This window comes from Qipengyuania nanhaisediminis (assembly GCF_900115585.1).
Taxonomy (GTDB): domain Bacteria; phylum Pseudomonadota; class Alphaproteobacteria; order Sphingomonadales; family Sphingomonadaceae; genus Qipengyuania; species Qipengyuania nanhaisediminis.
The window spans coordinates 148,673-164,862 of record NZ_FOWZ01000004.1; the positions used below are offsets into that span (position 1 = coordinate 148,673).

Annotated in this window: 16 protein-coding genes; 5 read left to right on the forward strand and 11 right to left on the reverse strand. The window is 63.3% G+C overall.

Features of this window, described 5'->3' with window-relative positions; all coding sequences use genetic code 11:
• Positions 1-16 precede the first annotated feature (16 nt).
• A complete protein-coding gene (locus tag BM173_RS12065; protein WP_090482091.1) occupies positions 17-574 on the reverse strand; it encodes a type 1 glutamine amidotransferase domain-containing protein in 558 nt (185 codons plus the stop codon).
• Between the two features lie 97 nt (positions 575-671).
• On the opposite strand from BM173_RS12065, the gene parC reads away from it, so the two are divergent.
• The gene (gene parC, locus BM173_RS12070; RefSeq protein WP_090482094.1) at positions 672-2,969 is read left to right on the forward strand and encodes a DNA topoisomerase IV subunit A; all 2,298 of its coding nucleotides are present in this window, start codon (positions 672-674) and stop codon (positions 2,967-2,969) included.
• A 78-nt stretch (positions 2,970-3,047) separates the two neighbouring features.
• Here parC and BM173_RS12075 read toward each other — a convergent pair whose 3' ends face one another.
• The 6 genes from BM173_RS12075 to BM173_RS12100 form a co-directional block, all read right to left on the reverse strand.
• A complete protein-coding gene (locus tag BM173_RS12075; protein ID WP_090482097.1) occupies positions 3,048-3,626 on the reverse strand; it encodes a hypothetical protein in 579 nt (192 codons plus the stop codon).
• Between the two features lie 276 nt (positions 3,627-3,902).
• The gene (locus BM173_RS12080; RefSeq protein WP_090482100.1) at positions 3,903-5,087 is read right to left on the reverse strand and encodes a CCA tRNA nucleotidyltransferase; all 1,185 of its coding nucleotides are present in this window, start codon (positions 5,085-5,087) and stop codon (positions 3,903-3,905) included.
• 19 nt (positions 5,088-5,106) lie between these two features.
• Entirely contained in the window at positions 5,107-5,700 is a 594-nt protein-coding gene (locus BM173_RS12085; protein ID WP_090482103.1) for a CoA pyrophosphatase, read from the reverse strand.
• Complete coding sequence (locus tag BM173_RS12090; protein ID WP_090482107.1) at positions 5,697-6,245, reverse strand: DUF1285 domain-containing protein; 549 nt, start codon at positions 6,243-6,245, stop codon at positions 5,697-5,699. The genes BM173_RS12085 and BM173_RS12090 overlap by 4 nt, the downstream gene beginning before the upstream one ends.
• Before the next feature lie 38 nt (positions 6,246-6,283).
• Entirely contained in the window at positions 6,284-6,805 is a 522-nt protein-coding gene (locus tag BM173_RS12095; protein WP_090482110.1) for a GNAT family N-acetyltransferase, read from the reverse strand.
• Between the two features lie 50 nt (positions 6,806-6,855).
• Entirely contained in the window at positions 6,856-8,040 is a 1,185-nt protein-coding gene (locus BM173_RS12100) for a PQQ-dependent sugar dehydrogenase (protein WP_090482113.1), read from the reverse strand.
• On the opposite strand from BM173_RS12100, the gene BM173_RS12105 reads away from it, so the two are divergent.
• The 3 genes from BM173_RS12105 to BM173_RS12115 all read left to right on the forward strand — a co-directional run bounded on the left by BM173_RS12105 (position 8,039) and on the right by BM173_RS12115 (position 10,942).
• Positions 8,039-8,665 (forward strand): ribonuclease HII, encoded by a 627-nt coding sequence (locus BM173_RS12105; protein ID WP_090482116.1) that lies wholly within the window; start codon positions 8,039-8,041, stop codon positions 8,663-8,665. The two genes, BM173_RS12100 and BM173_RS12105, sit on opposite strands and share 2 nt — an antisense overlap.
• Positions 8,662-9,582 carry an oxidoreductase gene (locus BM173_RS12110; protein WP_090482119.1) on the forward strand — a complete coding sequence of 307 codons (921 nt, stop codon included), beginning with the start codon at positions 8,662-8,664 and terminating at the stop codon, positions 9,580-9,582. The genes BM173_RS12105 and BM173_RS12110 overlap by 4 nt, the downstream gene beginning before the upstream one ends.
• 211 nt (positions 9,583-9,793) lie before the next feature.
• Complete coding sequence (locus tag BM173_RS12115; RefSeq protein ID WP_090482123.1) at positions 9,794-10,942, forward strand: site-specific DNA-methyltransferase; 1,149 nt, start codon at positions 9,794-9,796, stop codon at positions 10,940-10,942.
• Between the two features lie 30 nt (positions 10,943-10,972).
• On the opposite strand, the gene BM173_RS12120 is transcribed toward BM173_RS12115, so the two are convergent.
• Complete coding sequence (locus tag BM173_RS12120; RefSeq protein ID WP_245755882.1) at positions 10,973-11,632, reverse strand: ferredoxin reductase domain-containing protein; 660 nt, start codon at positions 11,630-11,632, stop codon at positions 10,973-10,975.
• Positions 11,633-11,964: 332 nt separating this feature from the next.
• Between BM173_RS12120 and folP the strand changes: the two genes are divergently transcribed.
• On the forward strand, positions 11,965-13,080 hold the full coding sequence (folP, locus tag BM173_RS12125; protein ID WP_090482129.1) for a dihydropteroate synthase: 1,116 nt from the start codon (positions 11,965-11,967) through the stop codon (positions 13,078-13,080).
• Here folP and BM173_RS12130 read toward each other — a convergent pair.
• From BM173_RS12130 to BM173_RS12140, 3 genes are all read right to left on the reverse strand, one after another.
• Positions 13,077-13,859, reverse strand: coding sequence for an SDR family oxidoreductase (locus BM173_RS12130; protein ID WP_090482132.1), 783 nt, complete (start codon positions 13,857-13,859; stop codon positions 13,077-13,079). The genes folP and BM173_RS12130 overlap by 4 nt on opposite strands.
• A 185-nt stretch (positions 13,860-14,044) precedes the next feature.
• A complete protein-coding gene (locus BM173_RS12135; protein ID WP_143089642.1) occupies positions 14,045-14,581 on the reverse strand; it encodes a hypothetical protein in 537 nt (178 codons plus the stop codon).
• An 80-nt stretch (positions 14,582-14,661) separates the two neighbouring features.
• A complete protein-coding gene (locus BM173_RS12140; RefSeq protein WP_090482141.1) occupies positions 14,662-16,077 on the reverse strand; it encodes a sigma-54-dependent transcriptional regulator in 1,416 nt (471 codons plus the stop codon).
• Positions 16,078-16,190 lie beyond the last annotated feature (113 nt).

Below are 16,190 nucleotides of genomic sequence, written 5' to 3' on the forward strand. Positions count from 1 at the left end.
GAGAGTATTTTATCGGTTAGGCGCTTTCGAGTTCGCGCTTCTCGACCGTTTCACCGAGCATTTCGATGAGGGCCTTGCTGAATGCCGGAATGTCATTGGGGTTACGGCTGGTGATGAGGTTGCCATCGACGACCGCTTCCTTGTCGACCACGTTTGCGCCTGCATTCTTCAGGTCGGTCCGGATCGAGGGCCATGCGGTGACCGTCTTGCCCTTGATAAGATCGGCTTCGGCGAGCAGCCACGGTGCGTGGCAGATCGCGGCGATCGGCTTGCCGGCCATGTCGAATTCGCGAACGATGGCAATCGCACGCTCGTTCATGCGCAGGATGTCGGGATTCATCTGGCCACCGGGAAGAAGCAACGCGTCGTAGCCCGAACAGTCGGAAATTTCATCGACCGTCTTCTCTACGGTAACGCTGTCGCCCCAATCCTTCTGGTCCCAACCCTTGATTTCGCCCTTTTCGAGACTCACAACGGTAGTTTCGAAACCGGCGTCTTCCAGATTGGCCTTCGGCTTCATCAGTTCCGACTGTTCAAAGCCGTTGGTGGCGAGGATCATGATCCGCTTTGTCATAGGTAACTCCTTGATTTCGTGTTACCCATGCAACGTGTGGGGACAGCTCTGCGTTCCGTGCTGACAGGCGAGCCGTGGCTCTGGTAGGGCAGGGCGTATGGCCACTACCGATCTCGATGATTCCGGCGTCGATCCGTTCGATGCGATCGTGGATGCACCTTTCGATTCCGCCCTGTCGGAACGTTATCTCGTCTATGCGCTGAGCACGATCACCGCGCGTTCGCTGCCCGACCTTCGCGACGGGTTGAAGCCGGTTCACCGCCGCCTGCTGTGGACCATGCGCCAGCTGAAGCTCGATCCCGCCAGCGGATTCAAGAAATCGGCCCGCGTGGTCGGCGAGGTCATCGGTAAGTACCACCCGCATGGCGACACCGCCGCTTATGACGCGATGGTCCGTCTCGCCCAGGATTTCGCGCTGCGCTATCCGCTCGTGGAAGGGCAGGGCAATTTCGGCAATATCGATGGCGATAACGCCGCGGCCTACCGCTACACCGAAGCGCGCCTGACCAAGACCGCGATGCGCCTGATGGAGGGGCTGGACGCGGGCACGGTCGACTTCATCCCGACCTACAACAACGAGGAAGAAGAACCGGAGATCATGCCGGGCCTCTTCCCCAACCTGCTCGCCAACGGCGCAAGCGGGATTGCGGTGGGGATGGCGACCAATATCCCGAGCCATAATGTCGCCGAGATCGTCGATGCGACGCTCGAGGTGATCGACAATCCCCATGTCGAACACGCGCGGCTGATGGAGCTGTTCAAGGGGCCGGACTTTGCAACCGGCGGGGTCGTGCCCGAAAGCGCTGACACGATCAGTCACGCCTACGAGACGGGACGCGGTTCCTTCCGAGTGCGCGGCCGCTTCCACGCCGCAGAAGCCGAAAAACCGGAAGATCGCGATGCGGGGATCGAGCGATTGGGTGGCGGCCAGTGGCAGCTGGTCATTTCCGAAATCCCCTATCAGGTCGCCAAGGGCAAGCTGATCGAACAGATCGCGCAGGCGATTGCCGACAAGAAGCTGCCGATCCTCGAAGACGTGCGTGACGAAAGCGACGAAGCGATCCGCATCGTGCTCGTGCCGCGCAGCCGCAATGTAGATCCCGAGCTGCTCAAGGAGAGCATCTACAAGCTCACCGACATGGAAACGCGCTTCGGCCTCAACCTCAACGTGCTGGATGCCAGCCGCACGCCGATGGTCATGGGGCTGAAGGAACTGCTCGAAAACTGGATCGCCAGCCAGATCGACATCCTCCAGCGCCGCAGCCGCCACCGGCTCGACCAGATCGCCAAGCGGCTGGAACTTGTCGAAGGCTATATCATCGCATTCCTCAACCTCGACCGCGTGATCGAGATCATCCGCACCGAGGACGAGCCGAAGCCGGTGATGATGGAAGAGTTCAAGCTTACCGACCGGCAGACCGAAGCGATTCTCAACATGCGCCTGCGCTCCTTGCGCAAGCTGGAAGAAATGCAGCTGCGCAACGAGAAGGACGAGCTTCTCAGGGAACAGGATGAGCTCGAGAAACTGCTCGGCTCCCCGGCCCGCCAGCGCACGCGCCTGAAGCGCGACCTCAATACCTTGCGCAAGGAATACGGGCCCGAGACCGATCTCGGCCGCCGCCGCACGACCATCGAAGAGGCTGCTCCGGCAGTCGAATTCAGCATGGACGCGATGATCGAGAAGGAGCCGGTTACGGTCATTCTTTCGCAGAAGGGCTGGGTGCGCGGGGCCAAGGGTCACCTGCCGCTGGACCAGGAATTCAAGTACAAGGAAGGCGACGGCCCCGCCTTCGTCCTCCACGCGCAGACGACCGACAAGCTGTTGCTGGTCGGGGCCGACGGACGGGTCTTTACGCTGGGCGCGGACAAGCTGCCCGGTGCGCGCGGGTTCGGTGAACCGGTCCGCAACACCCTCGACATCGAGGCGAGTACGCAGATCGCTGCGGTCATCGTCCATCGCGAAGGGCAGGAAGTGCTCCTTGCCGCCGATACCGGAAAAGGCTTTGCCGCCACCACCGACGCGTTGCTGGCCGAAACCCGCAAGGGCCGCCAGGTCGTCAATCTCAAGGGCGATGCGAAGCTGGTCGTCGCGCGGGCTATCGAGCAGGGGCACGACCACGTTGCGGTGGTCGGCGACAACCGCAAGCTGGTGGTGTTCAACCTCGAAGAATTGCCGCGGCTTGCCAAGGGGCAGGGCGTGAAGCTGCAAAGCTATCGCGATGGCGGCCTGTCCGATGCGACCACGTTCAAGCTGGAAGAAGGGCTTAGCTGGACAATGGGCGGCAAGGGCGACCGGACCCGCACCGAAGGCGATATGTGGCAGTGGAAGGTCGCGCGTGGCGGTGCCGGACGCCTGCCGCCGCAAGGCTTCCCGCGCGACAATCGGTTCGGATAGCAAAAAGGCCGGAAGCGCTTGCGCACTCCCGGCCCCTTGCGACCCTGAAACTGGGCTCAGGGAATTTGTCTCGGATGCTTACTCGGCAGCATCGCCGGCAGCAGCTTCGGCCTGCTTTGCGCGAGCCTGTGCCGGCGTAAGGATTTCGGCGCCTTCGGGAACCGGCGTGAAGCTCGGTGCGATATCGGCGGCGTTGTAGAGAACGATCAGCGCGCCGTCGGCGTTCAGGGCGAACTTGTCGCGGGTCATCGTGACGATGCCGGCATCGCTCTTGATGATGGCCATGTCTTCGCTGTCGATGGTGTAGACGGTGCCAAGCGGCTGGCCGTCGGCGCTGAGCACTGCGGCATCGACCACGAGTGCTGCATCACGCTTTGCGTTGGCCTCTGCGATCTGCGCGTCCATCATGCCGTCGAGCTGTGCCTTGGTCACGGTGATGGTCGGACCGGTTTCGCCCTGGCCGTACATTTCGACGCCCAGCGGAACCTTGTGCTTGCCGGTGTCGAGCACGGCCTGACCGTTTTCGACCGAGACGATGGTGCCGACGGCATTGCCTTCGGGACCGGTCACGGTTGCGCCTGCAGCGACCTGCTCGTTGGCGAGGGCGGGGGTGGCGGCAAGAGCGACGGCAGCGATAGCCAGCTTTGCGATTTTCATGAATGAACTCCTAGACTTGTTCAGATTATGCGTTCCCCATGCGCATCTGCGCGCGCTAAGGGTCCTGCGAAAAATTTGAGCGGCTGCGGAGAACAGAGCCTCACGCCGGTGCCGCATGCCCCCTCCGGGAAGCGGGCGCTCTATGACAAAACGACCGCCGGGAGGCAACCGTGTGAGCCCGTTATGTTGCATTGCAGCTTAAGCGAAGCTGAAGCTATGGCCGAACTGAGCCTCATGCGCGACGAAGTGTGGAGATTGCGTGCTGCAGCGCAGCAATCAGGGTTTCGAGCTGGCGGAAAGTTCTTCGTCGAGCAGTTCGGCCACACGGTCTGCGCCAGGGAACTCTTCCTCGACCCAGCGTGCTTCGACCGCTCGCAGGATGCGGGCGACTTCGGGTCCGGCACCGACCCCGCGTGCGACGATCTCGCCGCCCTTCAACGGCAATTGGGGAACCTCCCACCCGGCCAGCGCGGCGATGTCCGAGCCAGCGATCAGCAAGCGATCGCGCGCGCACTCGATACCTTCGCGAAAGGCGAGGGCACGCGGGGCAGCGGCGTCGTCCTCCTTGCGCTCCGCAATGCAGGAGAGGCGCACTCGCTGCGCCCGGGACAGACGCAATCGCGCGGCAACGGCTTGGGCGATCGAGGCAATGGGTGGAAGCAGCGCGGCAAGGCGGCGGACGGGATCGCCCTCGACGTCGAGCCGGGCTTCGTGCGCGATCAGGGCGTCGAAGACCCTATGCTCGCGCTCGCGTGCCTCCGGCAGGATCACCTCGAGGATGCCGTGCTCTGCCATCAACGCAATCGAACCGCGTGGATCGGGCAGGGAAAGGATGCCGAGCAATTCCATCGCAACCCGTTCGCGGCTGAGGCCCTTGAGCGTATGTGCCAGTTCCGAGCAGGCCGCGATCGCTTCCTCTTCGGGAGCATCGCCGAACCGCGCCTGGAAACGGAAATAGCGCAGGATGCGCAGGTGATCTTCCCGGATGCGTTCGCGTGCATCACCGATGAAGCGGACCCGGCGATCCTCAAGATCCTCCAAGCCGCCGAAGAAATCGTCGATCTCGAGCGTTTCCGGGTGCGCATAGAGCGCGTTGATAGTGAAGTCGCGCCGCGCCGCATCTTCTCGCCATTCCTCAGCGAAAGCGACCGTGGCTCGGCGGCCATCGGTCGAGATGTCGCGGCGAAGGGTCGTTATCTCCACCGGACCATCCGGCAGGACTGCCGTAACCGTTCCATGGTCGATGCCGGTCGGAACCGTACGGATGCCCGCCTCCTTGCAGCGGTCGATAACGGCATGGGGAACCAGCGTCGTGGCAAGGTCGATATCGTGGATTGCCTTACCCAGCAGAGTGTCGCGCACCGCACCGCCGACATAACGGGTGTTGTCCGCGCCCAGCGCAGCCACGAGGGCGGCGAGGTCGGCGCGTTTGGTCCAGTCGGTGTCGGGCAGGCGGGTCATGGCAGCGCCTTTAGAACGCTCAGCCCGTCCACGCCAGTCGCCGCGAGAGGTTGATGCAGATCGCGGCGGTCACGCCCCAGATGCGATAACCTTCATGGTCCATCTCGTAATAGCGGCGCATCGCGCCTTTCCAGAAGACCTCGTTTTCCTGCCAGTTCTCGGGACGCATGAGGAGCGATAGCGGCGCTTCGAACCAGCTTTCCACCTCGCGCGGGTCGGGACGGATCGGCAGGTCGTGGGGGACGGTGGCCAGAACGGGCGTGATGTCGAAACCGGTGCCGGTCTGATAGCGGTCCGTCGTGCCGATCACGCGCACGTGCTCACGCTCGATGCCCAGTTCCTCCCATGCTTCGCGCAGCGCGGCGTCGACCGCGTGCTCTCCGTCATCCAGCTTCCCGCCCGGAAAGGCGACTTGTCCCGGGTGGTCGCGCATGGTGCGTGGGCGCTGGGTCAAGAGGACAGTCGGGTCATCTCGATCCGTCACCGCGATGAGGACTGCGGCATCGGCCGTGCGGTCAAGATCGGCAAAACGTTCGTCGCTCAGCAGGTCGGGCGAGGGCGCGGCATGGCCCTGCTCGAACAAGTGGGTGAGGCGATCGAACAGTTCGCTCATGCAGGCAGTAGCGAGAACCGCTCTCCGCCGCTGGTCACACTCCAGTCCTCGCCGTTCTCCAGCGCAATCTGGGCGAGCTGTTCGTAGGTCGAGCGATTGAGGCGTGCCTCGCAGCCGCGCCTGACATGGACATAGAGGCGTGGTTTCTCGGCATCGCCAGCCGCGCGGATGGGATTGTCCGGCCCTGCGACCACCAGTTCATCGGTGTTGATGCGAAAGGCGAGGTTGCCTTCCGTCTCGCTGACGTCGGTGGCGATGAAGCAGGCGTCTTCGACCTCGATGGATAGCTTCTGGAAGGGGGTGACGAGCCAGTGCCCGCCACCGTCCTCGCGCCTCAATAATCCCGCGAACGCCCGGACCATCGCCGGGCGGGAGATTGGGCTGCCTTCATGCAGCCACGTCCCATCCTCCTGGATCTGCATATGGCTTTCACCGGTCTGTTCGGGCGTCCATTGCTCTACGGGAGGCAGCTTGCGTGCCTCGATCTGTTCCGCAATCTGGGCGAGCGATAGTCCGGCAAGTTCCGGGGGAGGGGTATATACCATGCCCCGCTATTTGGGGCGGCTCGCGGCTCAGCGCAACTCTATGCGGGCCACGGTCCGAGCATGCCTTCGTTCGGGAGCACGCCGGGATTGCTGGTACGCACCAGCAGGCGCTCCTTTTCGAACGGACCGGGGCAGTGCCAACCGCCCGTATGCTGCGCGGTGAAGTCCCAGCGTGCGTAATATTCCGGGTCGCCGATCATGACCTGCGGGAGGGGCATGGCGCCCGTTTCGAAACCGCTTTGGATCGCACCCAGACTTGCCGCCATCAGCGCCTTGCCGAAGCCTTCACCCTGCCGTCCGGGCATGACCGCAACCGGGCCGACCATGATCATCGGGTGGGGCCTGCCCTCCGGATCGACGAGGGCGACGGGCCACAGCTGGATGGTTCCGGCGAGGTAATCGTCTTCGTCGAGAGCGGCGAAGCTCAGCGCATCCAGCGTATCGACCCCTTCGCGGATCCGATAGGCGGTGCGCGCGTGCCGCTGCTGCCCGAATGCCGCGTCGAGCAATTGCTCGACCAGCGCAGGGTCGATTGCGGAAAGGGGAACGATTGTCGCCATAGCGGCGCGGCGATTAGTGCCGCGCCGCCATCAAGTCGACCAAGTTTCGCTTATTCGGGGCGAAGTTCCAGCAGGCGGCCCGTTTCCCCGTCTTCGAGGACCCAGAGCGCGCCATCCGGGCCCTCGATGACCGAACGGATGCGGTTGCCCATGTCATAGCGCGCCACTTCGCGCGCGTTCTCGCCATCCACTTCGACCCGGATCAAGGCCTTGGTCTTGAGGCCGGAAATCATCGCGTCGCCCTTGAGGCCGGGGAACAGGTCCCCGCGATAGAAGATCATGTTTCCGGGCGCGATGACCGGCGTCCAGTTGATCGCGAACTTCTCGAACCCGTCGTCTGCGGTATGGTCGGGAATGTTATCACCGTCGTAATGATCGCCGTTCGAGCGCAGCGGCCATCCGTAATTGGCGCCGCGCTTGACCAAATTCAGCTCGTCGCCGCCTGCCGGGCCGTGCTCGATCTCCCACAAGCGACCGCTCGCATCGAAATCGATGCCGAGAAGGTTGCGATGGCCCCACGACCAGATCTGGTTGCTGGGGCTGCCCTGTCCGGCCAGCGGATTGCCGGCCGCAGGCGTGCCGTCGAGATTGAGGCGCACCACGGTGCCGAGCGTGTTCGAAGTGTCCTGTGCCGGCTCCATTTTCTGGCGGTCGCCGCTCGTGATGAAGAGATAACGTTCGTCCGGGCTGAAAGCGATGCGGTGGGAATAGTGGCCGCGTCCCGTCACCTTGGGTGCCTGGCGCCAGATCACGTCCAAGCCTTCGATGCTGCATTCATCGGCCTGTTCGCATACCAGCGTGCCACGACCAACAACGGCGCCGCGCGTGTCGCCCTCACCGGCTTCTGCCCAGCTCAGATAGATCGTGCGGCGGTCGGTGCCTTGGCCTGCCTCGCTCGGCAGGAAAGCGATTTCGCCCAAGCCGCCCTGGCCGCCATAATCGACCTCGGGCACGCCGGTGACAGTGCCCTGCCTTCCGCTCGCAAGGTCCTTGAACTTGATGCTGCCTGCCTGTTCCGTGATGAAGATCATCCGGGTGCCGGGAAGGAAGGCCGAAGCCCATGGGTCGGCGAAAGATCCGTGTTCGGTAATCGCGAATTCGCCTGAAAATTCCCCTGCAACCGGGGTTGGCGTCGATGTCGCCGAGCTGCCTCCATCGGTGGAGTAACCGCCTCCGCAGCTTGCGGCCATCAGCAGCGGGGATAGGGTGGCGGCAATTACGGATAGGCGTTTCATGATCTCTTCATCTCCCGAACAAGGTCTGGGCCAGGCCCCGCTCATTATCGGCGTGGACGAGGCCGGTCGCGGACCGCTTGCCGGTCCGGTTGTCGCTGCCGCCGTGGTCTTGTGCAACCCGTGCCCCGAAGGCCTCGACGATTCCAAAAAGCTCAGCGCCGCCCGCCGTTCCGCGCTCGAGCCGCAAATTATCGAGAATTGTGCCTGGGGCCTCGGAATTGTCGACGTGGAAGAGATCGACCGCATCAATATCTTCCAGGCGACGATGCTGGCGATGACGCTCGCCGTTTCCCGTCTGGTGGATGCTTTGGGAGAGGAGCCCGAAGCGGTGCTGATCGACGGGAACCAGACGCCGCATGGCCGCTGCGACACGTGGCGCTGGCCTGCGCGCGCGATCGTTGGCGGGGATGGGAAGGAAAAGGCCATCGGTGCCGCTTCGATCCTGGCCAAGGAATATCGCGACCGTGTCATGCGCGATGCGGCAACGCGTTTCCCGCACTACGGGTGGGAGCGCAACGCCGGTTATGGAACGCCCCAGCATCTCGAAGCATTGCGAACACACGGACCGAGCCCGCTGCACCGCCGCAGCTTTGCTCCGGTATCGCAGATGGAGATGTTCGCGTGACCTTTGCCTATTCCGATATTCCCGACCAGAGCGGCAAGACCGCGATCGTCACCGGCTCCAATACCGGCATCGGGCTGGAAATTGCCCGTGGCCTGTCGCGCAAGGGCGCGCGGGTGATCCTCGCCTGCCGCGATGGGGACAAGGCCAAGGCGGCGATGGACGATATCGCGAGCGGACCGGAGCAGGCCGATCTCGATTACCTTCATCTCGACCTCGGCAATCTCGCCTCGATCCGCGATGCCGCCGAAGAGGCCAAGGGCGAAAAAAAGATCGACATTCTGGTCAACAATGCCGGGATCATGGTGCCGCCGCTATCGCACTCGATCGGCGGCGCGGAATCGCAGTTTGCAGTAAACCATCTCGGACATTTCGCCTTCACCGGCCTGTTGCTCGACAAGCTGGCGCAGGACGGCGGTGCGCGGGTCGTGTCGCAGTCATCCATCGCGCATAAGGGCGCCAAGATCGATTTCGACAATCTCGATGCGAGGCACGGCTATTCGCGCACGAAGTTCTACGGCCAGAGCAAGCTGGCCAACCTTCTCTTCGCGCTCGAACTGGACCGGAGGCTGCGCGCTGCAAATTCGCCGGTCGTATCGATCGCCTGCCATCCGGGCGTCGCGCAGACGGAACTGACACGCCACCTGGGCCTGCTCGGCAGCGTCTTCGGCCCCGTCATCGGGCTTGCCCTCAACTCTGCCGAGGACGGTGCCATCCCGGCCTTGCAGGCGGCGACCGATCCGCAAGCCGAGGGCGGCGACTATTTCGGCAGCTGGGGCTTCCGCGAAATGAGCGGCAAGGCATCGGGCAAAGCCTATGCGACACGCACGGCCCGCGACCCGCTGCTGGCTGCCCGCCTGTGGGAGAAATCGATCGACCTGACCGGCGTCGATCCGGGTCTTCCGCCCGCCGAGAGCTGATCCAGCCGAAAACACCTACGAAAAGAGTCTTCCGGGCCACACCGCATCATCTTGAGTCCGCCGAATCCGTGCGGACTCAACATCTTGTGGGGGACTCCTTTCGTTCTCCCTCAGGAGTTGTGTGTCGATGCGATATGCAACCCAGAAGCTGCTTGACGTGGACTCGGTTTGGACTCACCCTGTGGATAACTAAGCCAAAGGGGACGGTCAAATGGGGGTCATCGAGACCACGAAATCGCGCGCTCAGCGCACCGCAAAGGCGGTCGAGCTCCCGCTCGAACTGCCCGTGGGCCAGATCCTCGATGGCGATTGCGTGGAAGCTATGCGCTCCATCCCGACGGCCAGCGTAGACCTGGTCTTCGCCGATCCTCCGTACAATCTCCAGCTTGGCGGCGACCTCAATCGTCCCGACGGCAGCCATGTCGATGCGGTGACCGACGACTGGGACAAGTTCGATACCTTCAAGGCTTATGACGATTTCACCCGCGCCTGGCTGACCGAGGCGAAGCGTATCCTGAAGCCCGACGGCGCGCTGTGGGTCATCGGCAGCTATCACAACATCTACCGCGTCGGCGCGATCCTGCAGGATCTGGGCTTCTGGATCTTGAACGATATCGTCTGGCGCAAATCCAACCCGATGCCGAACTTCCGTGGCACCCGTTTCACCAATGCGCACGAGACGCTACTGTGGTGTTCGCAGGGCGAGAAGGCGAAGTACCATTTCAACTACCGCGCGATGAAGACGCTCAACGACGAACTGCAGATGCGCAGCGACTGGGTTCTTCCCATCTGCAACGGGGCAGAGCGGCTGAAGGAGGGCGGCCACAAGGTCCACCCGACGCAGAAGCCCGAAAGCCTGCTTTACCGTGTACTGCTGTCGACTACGGAAAAGGGCGACGTCGTGCTCGATCCCTTCTTCGGCACCGGCACGACCGGCGCGGTGGCCAAGCGCCTCGGCCGCCAGTGGATCGGCTGCGAGCGCGAAGGCGTCTATCGCAATGCCGCGCTGAAGCGGATCGAAAAGGAACTGCCGCTCGACGAAAGCGCACTCACCACGATGCAGGCCGGCCGCAGCGCGCCCAAGGTCGCTTTCGGCGCGCTGGTCGAAAACGGCTATCTCAAGCCCGGCACCGAATTGTTCGACAAGAAGCGGCGCTGGAAAGCGACCGTGCGCGCCGACGGTTCGCTTGCTTGCGGCAAACAGACGGGCAGCATCCACGGTCTCGGCAAGGAGCTACAAGGTGCGCCCAGCTGCAACGGCTGGACCTTCTGGCATTACGAAGTCGATGGTGCGGACGGCAAGGATGTGAAGCCTATCGATGCCGCACGCCAGCTGTACCTGTTGGCAGTCGAGGACTGAGCGAGCGGCGCTTCGGTCCGGCGGAGGAGCCTATTCTTCTTCGCGAACCAACCGGTCCTCGCTCACACCTCTGGCTTTGAGCGCGTCCGACACGTCGCCTTCCATGGGAGGCGGCCCGCAAAGGTAGAATGTGCTGCCGAAATCGAGACCGGCATTGTCGAGGAAATCGCCATCGATCTGGCCATGGTGGATCCCGTTGACGTCTTCGTCGCTCAGCACGAGGTCCAATTGGAGCCCCGGCATGTTCTCGAGCTCCTCGCGAAGGATGATGTCCTTCTCCTTGCTGTTGGAGAAGATTAGCCGGTAGCCGTCCAGCGACCCGTGGCTTTTCTGCCGGGCGCGAAGGATGGCGATAAATGGGGTGAGGCCAGCGCCACCGGCGATGATCACACCGGGCCCCTTGTCTTCGATCGCGCCCCACGGGTCTTCGATAATGACGCCATCGCCCGCCTTCATCATGCCGATCTGCTCGGTGACGCCATCGTGCGAAGGATAGGACTTGATAGTGAACTGCAGGTGGTCCGCGCCTGGCAGCGAAGTGAAGGTGAAGGGGCGCTTTTCGTCCCGCCAGCCGTCACGGTCAAGCGCGAGTTCGGTTGCCTGACCGGGGCGGAAATCGAACCCGTCGGGTTTCTCAAACGTCAGTTCGTGGACATCGTGAGTGACCGGGCGAATGCTCTGGAGGGTCATTTGATGGGACATTGAAATCTCGTGTTGCTCCCGGAAGGGAACCGGGCGGTCTGCAACCCGAGCAATGGGCGAGCGCCCATCGCAGTTCCCCGAAGTAAGCCGGTCGCCGATTTTGCGAGACCGCCGCACATAGCCAGATGGACCAATCGTGAACTCTCTTGCTTCAACGATTGGTCGAGGCGAGCCAGCGTCTGTCCTACAGCAGTGGTTACCTTTATTCCGGGGGCTACACCTCTGGAAGGGGCGGCTATTTCACTTCGGGGAAAATTCTTCCCCCAGGACCGTGTTCCATGTGTTCCATCCTGTCGGCAATCGGCTAGGACAGTCCTACTATGAGCGATCATGTCTACATCCGACCCGTCGGCTTCGCGCCGGGTCCCCAATCCGAACATGGAAATGCCATCCGCCTTGCCGGGACCATGGTCTATGCCAGCCGTTTCGCCGTGATCCTGCGGCGCGACGGGGAGGTTGTCGAACGGCTTCTCGCCTCGGTCGATACGATCGACGAGGTGCTGGGCGCCCTGCCCGACGAGGTCGGTGCGGAGGCAGAGGCGCAATGGGCCAACCTCACCCTGGCGCATCCGCCCATGCAACTCGGCAGCCGCGCGGTCGCGCTGGACCAGCCGCAGGTCATGGGCATCCTCAATGTGACGCCAGACAGCTTCAGCGACGGCGGCGAGTTCATGGATAAGCCCGACGTCCAGCGCGAGCTTGCTGCCGCGATGCTCGAGGCCGGGGCGGCGATCATCGATATCGGCGGCGAAAGCACGCGGCCGGGTGCGCAGCCGCTATGGGAAGGCGACGAGATCGAGCGCGTTGTACCGGCGATCGAGGCCTGTTCCGCGATGGGGGCCGCCATCAGCATCGATACACGCAAGGCCGCGGTCATGGAGGCCGCACTCGAAGCTGGCGCCCACCTCGTGAACGACGTCTCGGGTCTCAAGCACGATCCGCGCAGCGCAGAAGTGGTCGCTGCCGCCGGATGCCCCGTCGTGCTGATGCATGCGCCGGGAGCGGGGGGCGAAGATCTCCACGCGAACGGGGACTATAACGCGGTCGTATTCGACGTTTTCGATGCCTTGCGCGCACGCCGCGACGCCGCGCTTGAGGCGGGGATCGAAGCAAAGAACATCATGCTCGATGTCGGGATCGGCTTCGGCAAATCGCTGGCCGACAATCTCGCCCTGATCAACGCCCTGCCGATGTTCCATGCGCTGGGCCACCCGCTCCTGTTCGGGGCAAGCCGCAAGCGCATGATCGGTGCGCTGAGCAAGGAAGCGCCGGTGGAAGATAGGCTCGGAGGCAGCGTTGCCCTGGCCTTGGAGGCAATGCGGGGCGGGGCGCAGGTGGTGCGAGTGCACGACGTCCCCGAAACCGTGCAGGCGCGCAACGTATGGCGCGGCCTCAGGGACGCAGCACTGACCGACTTCAGCGACCTGCCGGGTTAGCTACCCGGAGAAGCTGCCGAGCCTGCCAGCAATCCGCCGTCGAGCGTGAGCTCGCTGCCGGTCATATAGCCGCTCTCTTCGCTGGCGAGGTAGACGCAGAGCGCGGCAACCTCCTCGACCGTGCCGAAGCGCTTCAGGGGCGTATCGGCGACCAGCGCCGCCATGCGCGCATCGCGATCGGGACCGTCGCCAAGCATTGGCTCCCAGATGTCGGTCAGGATGGCGGCAGGATGGATCGAGTTGCAGCGGATCGCCCAGCCGTTCTGCGCAGCATAGAGCGCCACGGACTTCGAATGATTGCGCATTGCCGCCTTGCTTGCCGCATAGGCGGCGGCACCAGGAATGCCGACAAGGCCGGAGCGTGAGGACATGTTTATGATCGATCCTGCGCCCTTGGCCTTCATCGCACGAAGGGCATAGCGGCAGCCCAGGAAGCAGCCGTCGGTGTTGACCGCATGGACGCGGTGCCATTCGGCGAGGCTGGCGTTCTCCGGATCGTGCGCGGCAGGGCCGTCCTCGAAGCCGGTGATCCCGGCGTTGTTGACCAGCACGTCGATTGCCGGAAACGCTTGTGCAAAAGCGTTCCAGTCCGCCTCGCTCGCCACGTCCAGCCGGGCGAACTCGCAGCCAAGCTCCTGGGCTGCTTTCCTACCTTCGGCTTCGTCGATATCGGTCAGGACGACGCGCGCGCCTTCGGCCCTGAAAGCTGCACAGACAGCCTTGCCGATACCGCGCGCGCCGCCGGTGACGACGCACAATTTTTCATTCAGTTTTTGCATGGTGTTACCTCGGAAAATTCAGATGCAATTCGGGCCGCGATTGCAGCCACGTGGACAGTCGTTCCGCCTCAGCGGTGTCCCTTGTTCACCTGAATTACTCCCGTTCGGTTCGACCCGCTTTCTAGCAGATCACGCAGCGTTGTCGATGCTCAGCCTCGAAGCTCGCAGCTTCCCTCGTGAAAAGACTACCGTCTGATCCGGTGGAATGTCACTTCGTCCGGGCCGCCCTCACCACCTAGAAGTCGGAGGATAATAGCGACCTGTTCCTCAGTAAGGTAATCGTTCGCTGTCCCAACGAATTCGCCGCCCGGCGCGATGCCGTACCCGTCTCGGTCGTAGAATTCCCCTGCGACGAACTCTTTGCCGATCCGCGCCTCGAAGTTGCCCCGAGCGTCCCAGTGGCTCCAAAACGCATCTATTGAAGCGTCTGCAATCTCACTGCGGTTATGAAAGCCGACGGCACCGCCCCAGCCTCCAGTTCGGGTGACTTTTAGCGCGTCCGGATAGGGCTTGGTCACCCTCAGCGTCCGGTCGATAAACTCGGCATCGTAACGACGCTGATTTTCGGCCTTCTCTTCTGCCCTTCGAGCTTTTCGTGCGAGATCTTCGGCGCGGGCCCGTTTCACGCGTTCGGCTTCGCGAACGGCGCTTTCCTTTTGGCTTTTTGCGACGTTGGCGAAGAACTGCCTGCGCCGCCGGGGATTAGCTAGGGTGATGGCCATCGAGCCCAGCCACGCGGCGCCAGCCGCCAGCATGACGCCCCTAACCAAGGGGTCGTCGATGGGTTTCTTCGGGCCTCCCGTCACGCAGCGTTGTCGATGCCGAGGTCGGAAAGCTTGCGATAGAGGGTCGAGCGGCCGATCCCGAGACGGCGCGCGACTTCGGTCATGCGTCCACGGTAGTGTCCGATAGCCAGGCGGATGATGTCGGCCTCGATTTCTTCCAGCGGACGCAAATTGCCGTCGTCTTGGTAGAGCAGCACGCCAAGCCCGCGGGCACGGCTTTCGCCTCGGTGCCCGTCGCCAAGCAATTCGGCCAGCTGCGGGAAGCTTTCGGCCGTGAGTGCTTCGCCATCGCAGAAGACCGACGCGCGGAAGAGCACAGCCTGGAGCTGGCGGACGTTGCCGGGCCAATCGTAGGCTTCCAGCAGCGAAAGGCCGCTATCGGCGATCGAGTGGTGCTTGAGACCCGGCTGTTCGGCGATGCGAGAAAGGAAATAGCGGGTGAGGGCGGGGATGTCGCCCAATCGGTCCCGCAGCGGCGGGAGATAGATGCTGGTGGCGGACAATTTGTCGCGCAAAGCCTCGGAAAACTCGCCGTTTTCGATCAGGATGTCGAGAGGAACGTCGCTCGCGCCAAATACGCGGACATCGACCCTGAACCCGTGCGATGCGCCGGTCGGCCTGACGATACCGCTCTCGAGCATTTCTGCGAGACGTTCCTGGATCGCCAGATCGATCCGGTCGATCTCGTCCAGCATCAGTGTCCCGCCGTCACAGAGATCTATCAGGCCCACCTGCTTGTCGAATGCCCCCGGAAAGGCGCCTTTTTCGTGGCCGAAGAGAAGGGATTCGAGGGAGTTGCCAGGCATGCCTGCGCAATTCACCAGGCGTACCGGCGCCTTCGAACGGGTCGATGCCTGGTGCATGGCACGCAGCAGCATCTCCTTGCCGGTGCCGGTTTCGCCTTCGACGAGGACATGGCCGTGTCCGCGCGCGGCGGTGGCTGCCTTGGCGAGAGCGGTGCGGAACGGCGCCGCCGTGCCCACCATGGCATCGAAATCCAGCACTTCGGAGAGCTTTTCCGTCATGGGCTGCAATTCGTCCTTCGGCGCTTCGCGGCGCGTGGCGCTGCGCAGGGCGGAGAGGAAACGTTCGGGCGCGATAGGCTTGATCAGGTAGTCGGTGGCGCCCGCGCGCATCGCCTCGACGGCCAGCAAGGGCGAGGTGCTTGCCGTCAGCATCATGACGGGAATCTTCGGGTGGTCCGCCTTGAGGGTACGGATGAAATCGCAGGCGCCGTCGCCGGGCACCCACTGGTCTAGCAGGACCGCGCCGATCTGGGCGCCTTCCTTCGACGCCAGCGTTTGCAGCGCTTCGTCGCAGCTCTCGACCACGAGAGTACGCCATCCTTCGCGCGCGGCGAGGGCGGTGACAAGGCGGCTTTGCGCCGGCTCGTCGTCGATCAGCATGAGAAGACGGCCTTCCTGACTCGCCATGGTCCCGCATACTCCCTTCGGCGCGCCTGCATGATCGCGGGCCCGCTGCCCAAGGGTCTATCGCAAATGGGTAAAGGGGCGATTAAGCCTGAATTTCGGCGGTGGATCGGGGA

Excerpts from the sequence above, each read along its gene's own strand:
- BM173_RS12065 (WP_090482091.1), bottom strand. The coding sequence starts at position 574 with ATGACAAAGCGGATCATGATCCTCGCCACCAACGGCTTTGAACAGTCG.
- parC (WP_090482094.1), top strand. The coding sequence starts at position 672 with ATGGCCACTACCGATCTCGATGATTCCGGCGTCGATCCGTTCGATGCG.
- BM173_RS12075 (WP_090482097.1), bottom strand. The coding sequence starts at position 3,626 with ATGAAAATCGCAAAGCTGGCTATCGCTGCCGTCGCTCTTGCCGCCACC.
- BM173_RS12080 (WP_090482100.1), bottom strand. The coding sequence starts at position 5,087 with ATGACCCGCCTGCCCGACACCGACTGGACCAAACGCGCCGACCTCGCC.
- BM173_RS12085 (WP_090482103.1), bottom strand. The coding sequence starts at position 5,700 with ATGAGCGAACTGTTCGATCGCCTCACCCACTTGTTCGAGCAGGGCCAT.
- BM173_RS12090 (WP_090482107.1), bottom strand. The coding sequence starts at position 6,245 with ATGGTATATACCCCTCCCCCGGAACTTGCCGGACTATCGCTCGCCCAG.
- BM173_RS12095 (WP_090482110.1), bottom strand. The coding sequence starts at position 6,805 with ATGGCGACAATCGTTCCCCTTTCCGCAATCGACCCTGCGCTGGTCGAG.
- BM173_RS12105 (WP_090482116.1), top strand. The coding sequence starts at position 8,039 with ATGATCTCTTCATCTCCCGAACAAGGTCTGGGCCAGGCCCCGCTCATT.
- BM173_RS12100 (WP_090482113.1), bottom strand. The coding sequence starts at position 8,040 with ATGAAACGCCTATCCGTAATTGCCGCCACCCTATCCCCGCTGCTGATG.
- BM173_RS12115 (WP_090482123.1), top strand. The coding sequence starts at position 9,794 with ATGGGGGTCATCGAGACCACGAAATCGCGCGCTCAGCGCACCGCAAAG.
- BM173_RS12120 (WP_245755882.1), bottom strand. The coding sequence starts at position 11,632 with ATGACCCTCCAGAGCATTCGCCCGGTCACTCACGATGTCCACGAACTG.
- folP (WP_090482129.1), top strand. The coding sequence starts at position 11,965 with ATGAGCGATCATGTCTACATCCGACCCGTCGGCTTCGCGCCGGGTCCC.
- BM173_RS12130 (WP_090482132.1), bottom strand. The coding sequence starts at position 13,859 with ATGCAAAAACTGAATGAAAAATTGTGCGTCGTCACCGGCGGCGCGCGC.
- BM173_RS12135 (WP_143089642.1), bottom strand. The coding sequence starts at position 14,581 with ATGGCCATCACCCTAGCTAATCCCCGGCGGCGCAGGCAGTTCTTCGCC.
- BM173_RS12140 (WP_090482141.1), bottom strand. The coding sequence starts at position 16,077 with ATGGCGAGTCAGGAAGGCCGTCTTCTCATGCTGATCGACGACGAGCCG.